The organism is Serratia sp. CY43202, from assembly GCF_052168755.1.
In the GTDB taxonomy this organism is placed as follows: Bacteria; Pseudomonadota; Gammaproteobacteria; order Enterobacterales; family Enterobacteriaceae; genus Serratia; species Serratia bockelmannii.
The window spans coordinates 396,602-403,424 of record NZ_JBJNMB010000006.1 but is presented as its reverse complement, the minus strand read 5'-3'; the positions used below and the strand labels follow the sequence as shown (position 1 = coordinate 403,424).

Annotated in this window: 4 protein-coding genes, 1 tRNA gene and 2 rRNA genes; all 7 read left to right on the top strand. The window is 58.0% G+C overall.

From position 1 onward, the window contains the following. A 5S ribosomal RNA gene (gene rrf, locus ACJ8J5_RS15275) occupies nucleotides 1–112 on the top strand; the annotation flags it as partial. 14 nt (nucleotides 113–126) lie between these two features. Continuing rightward, nucleotides 127–202 (top strand) — tRNA-Thr (locus ACJ8J5_RS15270). A gap of 45 nt (nucleotides 203–247) precedes the next feature. Next, nucleotides 248–363 (top strand): 5S ribosomal RNA (rrf, locus tag ACJ8J5_RS15265). Between the two features lie 382 nt (nucleotides 364–745). After that, nucleotides 746–1,675, top strand: a complete 930-nt coding sequence (gene metA, locus ACJ8J5_RS15260) for a homoserine O-acetyltransferase MetA (protein WP_063988506.1) — start codon at nucleotides 746–748, stop codon at nucleotides 1,673–1,675. Between the two features lie 375 nt (nucleotides 1,676–2,050). After that, nucleotides 2,051–3,649 carry a malate synthase A gene (aceB, locus tag ACJ8J5_RS15255; RefSeq protein WP_197770315.1) on the top strand — a complete coding sequence of 533 codons (1,599 nt, stop codon included), beginning with the start codon at nucleotides 2,051–2,053 and terminating at the stop codon, nucleotides 3,647–3,649. A 41-nt stretch (nucleotides 3,650–3,690) separates the two neighbouring features. Beyond that, on the top strand, nucleotides 3,691–4,998 hold the full coding sequence (gene aceA / locus ACJ8J5_RS15250) for an isocitrate lyase (protein ID WP_025304483.1): 1,308 nt from the start codon (nucleotides 3,691–3,693) through the stop codon (nucleotides 4,996–4,998). A gap of 69 nt (nucleotides 4,999–5,067) precedes the next feature. Next, on the top strand, nucleotides 5,068–6,822 hold the full coding sequence (aceK, locus tag ACJ8J5_RS15245) for a bifunctional isocitrate dehydrogenase kinase/phosphatase (protein WP_049296302.1): 1,755 nt from the start codon (nucleotides 5,068–5,070) through the stop codon (nucleotides 6,820–6,822). The last annotated feature ends 1 nt before the right edge of the window (nucleotide 6,823 follow it).

The window sequence follows — 6,823 nt, the reverse complement described above, 5'->3', positions numbered from 1 at the left end:
GCGGCAATAGCGCGGTGGTCCCACCTGACCCCATGCCGAACTCAGAAGTGAAACGCCGTAGCGCCGATGGTAGTGTGGGGTCTCCCCATGCGAGAGTAGGACACTGCCAGGCATCAAATTAAGCGTGCTGATATGGCTCAGTTGGTAGAGCGCACCCTTGGTAAGGGTGAGGTCCCCAGTTCGACTCTGGGTATCAGCACCACTTTATTTAAAGTGGGTTTAGAAGTTCGGCAGAAAAAAGAATTTGCTTGGCGGCAATAGCGCGGTGGTCCCACCTGACCCCATGCCGAACTCAGAAGTGAAACGCCGTAGCGCCGATGGTAGTGTGGGGTCTCCCCATGCGAGAGTAGGACACTGCCAAGCATCAAATAAAACAAAAAGCCTCATGCGAAAGCATGGGGCTTTTTGTTTTGTCTGTTATTTGGTGTTCTGCTCGAGCATGGGCATGCGAAAGGCTCGTCGGGAACGGGCCTTAACGCCGCTTGCGGCGGCCCCGCAGGGGAGAGTCTCAGGATGAGACGAATACTGTAGGACACTGCCAAGCACCAAATAAGCCAAGAGGCCATCCGAAAGGATGGCCTTTTTGCTTTCAGTACCTCTCATCCTCCCTGCCAAAGATCCTGACGCAGTTCGCGCAATGAAACATTTTCACCTTTCCGCTGAATGCTCGACAGCGACGGAAAAAAACGCTATCTTCGGGCATCTAGAAGTCTAAACGTATAAATGGATGTGTGAGGGTTAAGCAATGCCGATTCGTGTTCCTGATGAGTTACCTGCGGTCAATTTCTTGCGTGGTGAGAATGTCTTCGTGATGACATCCTCGCGGGCAAAAACACAGGAAATCAGGCCGCTGAAAGTGCTGATCCTTAACCTGATGCCAAAGAAGATCGAAACGGAAAACCAGTTTCTGCGCCTGCTTTCCAACTCGCCGCTGCAGATTGATATCCAGCTGCTGCGCATCGACAGCCGCGAATCGAAGAATACGCCGGCCGAGCATCTGAACAACTTCTACTGCGACTTCGAGGATATCCAGAATGAGAACTTCGATGGCCTGATCGTCACCGGCGCGCCGCTGGGGCTGGTCGATTTCTGCGATGTTGCCTACTGGCCGCAGATCGAACGGGTCATTGACTGGGCCAAAAACCATGTTACCTCCACGCTGTTCGTGTGCTGGGCGGTACAGGCGGCGTTGAATATTCTGTACGGCATTCCCAAGATGACGCGTGAAGTGAAGCTCTCCGGGGTTTATCCGCACCAAACGCTGCAGCAGCATGCGTTGCTGACGCGCGGCTTCGACGAAAGCTTCCTGGCGCCGCATTCGCGCTATGCCGATTTCCCGACCGAGGTGATTCGCCAATATACCGACCTGGACATCTTGGCCGAATCCGAACAGGCCGGAGCCTACCTGTTCGCCAGCAGGGATAAGCGCCTGGCGTTCGTCACCGGCCATCCGGAATACGATACGTTGACCCTGGCAGGAGAGTATTGTCGCGACAACGAAGCTGGCCTCGATCCTGCCGTACCGCTCAACTATTTCCCCGATGACAACCCCGCACTGACACCGAAAGCCACCTGGCGCAGCCATGGCCACCTGCTGTTTTCCAATTGGCTCAACTATTACGTCTACCAGATCACGCCTTACGATCTGCGCCATATGAATCCGACGCTCGACTGATCTTTTCTGCCTGCCGGCGGCTGAATCGAGGCCGCCGCACTGCTCATCCTCTGCCCGATCCTCTTTTTACCCGTCAATTTTCCTAAAAAAACCATTGCCTAACAAAGCGTTAGTCCGTCTTTGCAATTCTATTGGAACCGATTTCCTTACCTGTTTATCGTGTTATTTATCCTAACCAATTGATAATAAAGTGTTAATAAAATATTTAATAATAAAATGGAAATGGTTTTTGATTTTTATTTTTTGTTGAGTATTCTTAGAGCTATCGGGATGAGATCTGACCAGTTGAGGATCGTTTCATCCGCCCTGATCCACAGTGATTTCTGATGAAAATGCGCCGGTCGCGCGGGCGCAACGATGGGAAGGAGCAAGGTCATGACGCAACAGATAGCAGGCACGGAATTAAGGTTTACGCAGGGTTTCGCCGCAGCGGAGCGCCAGGTGTTAACGGATGAAGCGGTTGAATTCCTGGCGGACCTGGTGGGGAAATTCACGCCGCGGCGCAACGAGCTGCTGGCGGCGCGTGTCCGCTGGCAACAAAATATCGATCGCGGTGAACTGCCGGGATTTATTTCGGAAACTGCTTCCATTCGTGAAGGTGACTGGCAAATCCGCGGCATTCCGCAAGACCTGCGTGACCGCAGGGTCGAGATCACCGGGCCGGTCGAGCGCAAGATGGTGATCAATGCGCTGAACGCCAACGTAAAAGTGTTTATGGCGGACTTCGAAGACTCGCTGGCGCCAAGCTGGGACAAAGTCATCGACGGTCAAATCAACCTGCACGATGCGGTTAACGGCACCATCTCTTACACCAATGAAGCCGGCAAGATCTACCAGCTGAAACCGAATCCGGCGGTGTTGATCGCTCGCGTGCGCGGCTTGCACCTGCCGGAGAAACACGTCTTGTGGCGTGATGAAGCCATCCCCGGCGGCCTGTTCGATTTCGCGCTGTACTTCTACCACAACTATCGCCAGCTGTTGGCCAAGGGCAGCGGCCCGTATTTCTACCTGCCGAAAACCCAGTCCTGGGAGGAAGCTGCCTGGTGGAGCGATGTCTTCAGCTTTACCGAGGATCGTTTCGATCTGCCGCGCGGCACCATCAAGGCGACCGTGCTGATCGAAACCTTGCCGGCGGTGTTCCAGATGGACGAGATCCTGTATCACCTGCGCGATCACATCGTCGGTCTGAACTGCGGCCGTTGGGATTACATCTTCAGCTACATCAAAACGCTGAAGAACCACGGCGATCGCGTGCTGCCGGATCGTCAGTCGGTGACCATGGAAAAACCTTTCCTCAGCGCCTATTCGCGCCTGTTGATCAAAACCTGTCATAAGCGCGGCGCGTTCGCCATGGGCGGCATGGCGGCGTTTATCCCGAGCAAAGACGCCGAAAAAAACGCCTGGGTGCTGAATAAGGTACGGGCGGACAAAGAGCTGGAGGCCAACAATGGCCACGACGGCACCTGGGTGGCGCACCCGGGCTTGGCGGACACGGTGATGGAGGTGTTCGGCAACTCATTGGGCGATCGTCAAAACCAGCTGGACGTGCTGCGTGAGCAGGATGCGCCGATCAGCGCCGCACAGCTGCTGGAACCGTGCGACGGCGAACGCACCGAAGCAGGGATGCGCGCCAATATCCGCGTGGCGGTGCAGTACATTGAAGCCTGGATCTCCGGCAACGGCTGCGTGCCGATTTACGGTTTGATGGAGGATGCGGCGACGGCGGAGATCTCCCGCACGTCTATCTGGCAGTGGATCCACCACGAGAAGAGCCTGAACGACGGGCGCCCGGTCACCAAGGCGCTGTTCCGCCAGATGCTGCAAGAAGAGATGTTGGTGGTGCGTGAAGAAGTAGGGGAAGCGCGCTTTAACGCCGGCCGGTTCGAAGAGGCGGCGCGCCTGATGGAGCGCATCACCACGCAAGATGAATTAATCGATTTCCTGACGCTGCCCGGCTATGAGCTGCTGGCCTGAATTTTCCCAATCAACCCTACATGACTGAAAGGATAAAAATTATGTCTACCTCTCGCTCTCAACAGATCCAGCAGTTGGAACAGGAATGGAAATCGGCCCGTTGGGAAGGCATTACCCGCCCCTATAGCGCCGAAGACGTGATCAACCTGCGCGGTTCGGTCAACCCGGAATGCACCCTGGCGCAAAACGGCGCCGCCAAACTGTGGGCATTGTTGAACGGCAAGGCGCGCAAAGGCTACGTGAACTGCCTGGGCGCGCTGACCGGCGGCCAGGCGCTGCAGCAGGCCAAAGCCGGCGTCGAGGCCATCTACTTGTCCGGTTGGCAGGTGGCGGCCGACGCCAACAGCGCGGCGGCCATGTACCCTGACCAATCGCTGTATCCGGTGGACTCGGTGCCGAAGGTGGTCGAGCGCATCAACAACACCTTCCGCCGTGCCGATCAGATCCAATGGGCGAACCAGATTGAGCCGGGCAGCAAAGGGTACACCGATTATTTCCTGCCGATCGTCGCCGATGCGGAAGCCGGCTTCGGCGGCGTGTTGAACGCCTTTGAGCTGATGAAAGCGATGATTACCGCCGGTGCCGCCGGGGTGCACTTCGAAGATCAGCTGGCGGCGGTGAAGAAATGCGGCCATATGGGCGGCAAAGTGCTGGTGCCGACGCAAGAAGCGATCCAGAAACTGGTCGCCGCGCGCCTGGCGGCCGACGTGCTCGGCGTGCCGACGCTGGTGATCGCCCGTACCGACGCCGATGCGGCCGACCTGCTGACCTCTGACTGCGATCCGTATGACAGCGCCTTCGTCACTGGCGAGCGTACGGCGGAAGGCTTCTTCCGCACCCATGCCGGCGTCGAACAGGCGATCAGCCGCGGCCTGGCCTATGCCCCTTACGCCGATATGGTGTGGTGCGAAACCTCAACGCCGGATCTGGATGCCGCCCAGCGCTTCGCCGACGCCATCCACGCCAAATATCCAGGCAAGCTGTTGGCCTACAACTGCTCGCCATCGTTCAACTGGAAGAAGAACCTCGACGACCAGACCATCGCCCGCTTCCAGCAGGCGCTGTCGGACATGGGCTACAAGTATCAGTTCATCACGCTGGCGGGCATCCACAGCATGTGGTTCAACATGTTCGACCTGGCGCACGCCTATGCGCAGGGCGAGGGGATGAAACACTACGTCGAGAAGGTGCAGCAGGCGGAGTTCGCCGCGGTGGATCGCGGTTACACCTTCGCGTCGCACCAGCAGGAGGTGGGTACCGGCTACTTCGACAAGGTCACCACCGTCATTCAGGGCGGCGCCTCTTCGGTCACCGCGCTGACCGGTTCGACGGAAGAACAGCAGTTCTGATGCGGCAAGCTTGAAGACGTTTCACCCGGAGCCTGCATGCGCAGGCTTCTTTTTCTGGCGGGGGTAAGGATGGCGGCAAAACTGGAGTTGTTGATCGCACAGACGATCCTGCAGGGCTTCGATGCGCAGTACGGCCGCTTTCTGGAAGTGACCGCCGGCGCGCAGCAGCGCTTCGAGCAGGCGGACTGGCCGGCGGTGCAGCAGGCGATGAAAAAGCGCATCCATCTGTATGACCATCACGTCGGCCTGGTGGTGGAGCAGCTCAAATGCATCACCGGGCAGAAATACTTCGATGCCGACTTCCCCAGCCGGGTTAAAGCGGTTTATATCGACCTGCTGCCGGACTATCCGCGTTTCGAGATCGCCGAAAGCTTCTTTAACTCGGTCTATTGCCGGCTGTTCAAGCACCGCGATCTGACGCCGGACAAGCTGTTCGTCTTCAGTTCGCAGCCGGAACGGCGCTTTCGCGACATACCGCGTCCGCTGGCGCGCGATTTTACCCCCAATGGCGATCTGCCGGCGATGCTGCGCAGCGTGCTGAGCGATCTGCCGCTGCGGCTGCCGTGGGAGGACTTGGCACGCGATATTCGCGACATCACTCAGGCGCTGCAACGCGCCTTCAGCGCACCGCAGCTGGCGGGCGCAACCTTCCAGATAGCCAACGAACTGTTCTATCGCAACAAGGCCGCCTGGCTGGTCGGCAAGCTGCGCCTGGCCGACGGTGTTTATCCGTTCTTGCTCCCGATCCACCACAGCGAGTCGGGCGCGCTGTTTATCGATGCCTGCCTGACCGGCAAGGCCGAGGCCAGCATTGTCTTCGGCTTCGCCCGCTCTTATTTCATGGTCTACGCGCCGCTGCCGGCGGCGATGGTGGAGTGGCTGCGCGAGATCCTGCCGGGCAAGACCACCGCCGAGCTGTACATGGCGATCGGCTGCCAGAAGCACGGTAAAACCGAATGCTATCGCGAATACCTGACCTTTATGGCGCACTCACAGGAACAGTTCATCATCGCGCCGGGCGTGAAAGGCATGGTGATGCTGGTGTTCACCCTGCCGTCCTTCGATCGGGTGTTTAAAGTGATCAAGGATGAGTTCGCCCCGCAAAAAGAGGTGACGCAGGCGCAGGTGATGGCTTGCTATCAGCTGGTGAAAGAGCACGATCGCGTCGGGCGCATGGCGGATACCCAGGAGTACGAAAATTTCGTCGTCGACAAGGCGCGTCTCAGCCCTGAGCTGTTGGCGGAGTTGCGGCGTGAAGTGCCGGGCAAGCTGGAAGATCTCGGCGATCGCATCGTGATCAAACATTTGTATATGGAACGGCGCATGACGCCGCTGAACCTGTATCTGGAGCAGGCCAACGACCAGCAGATGCGCGATGCGATTGAAGAGTACGGCAATGCGATCAAGCAGTTGGCCGCCGCCAATATCTTCCCCGGCGATATGCTGTTCAAGAACTTCGGCGTGACGCGCCACGGGCGGGTGGTGTTCTACGACTACGACGAAATTTGCTACATGACCGAGGTCAACTTCCGCGACATTCCGCCGCCGCGTTATCCGGAGGACGAGCTGGCCAGCGAGCCGTGGTACAGCATCGCGCCCAACGATGTGTTCCCGGAAGAGTTCCGCCACTTCCTGTGCGGCGATCGGCGCATTCGGCAGGTGTTTGAAGAGTTGCACAGCGATCTGTTTACCGCGGAGTATTGGCGCGGGTTGCAGCAGCGCATCCGCGAAGGGCATGTGGAAGACGTATTTGCTTATCGCAAGAAGCAGCGGTTCAGCCAGCGCAGCGGGGCGGCGCTGCCGGCCGCCACCGCTGCGATGTAAA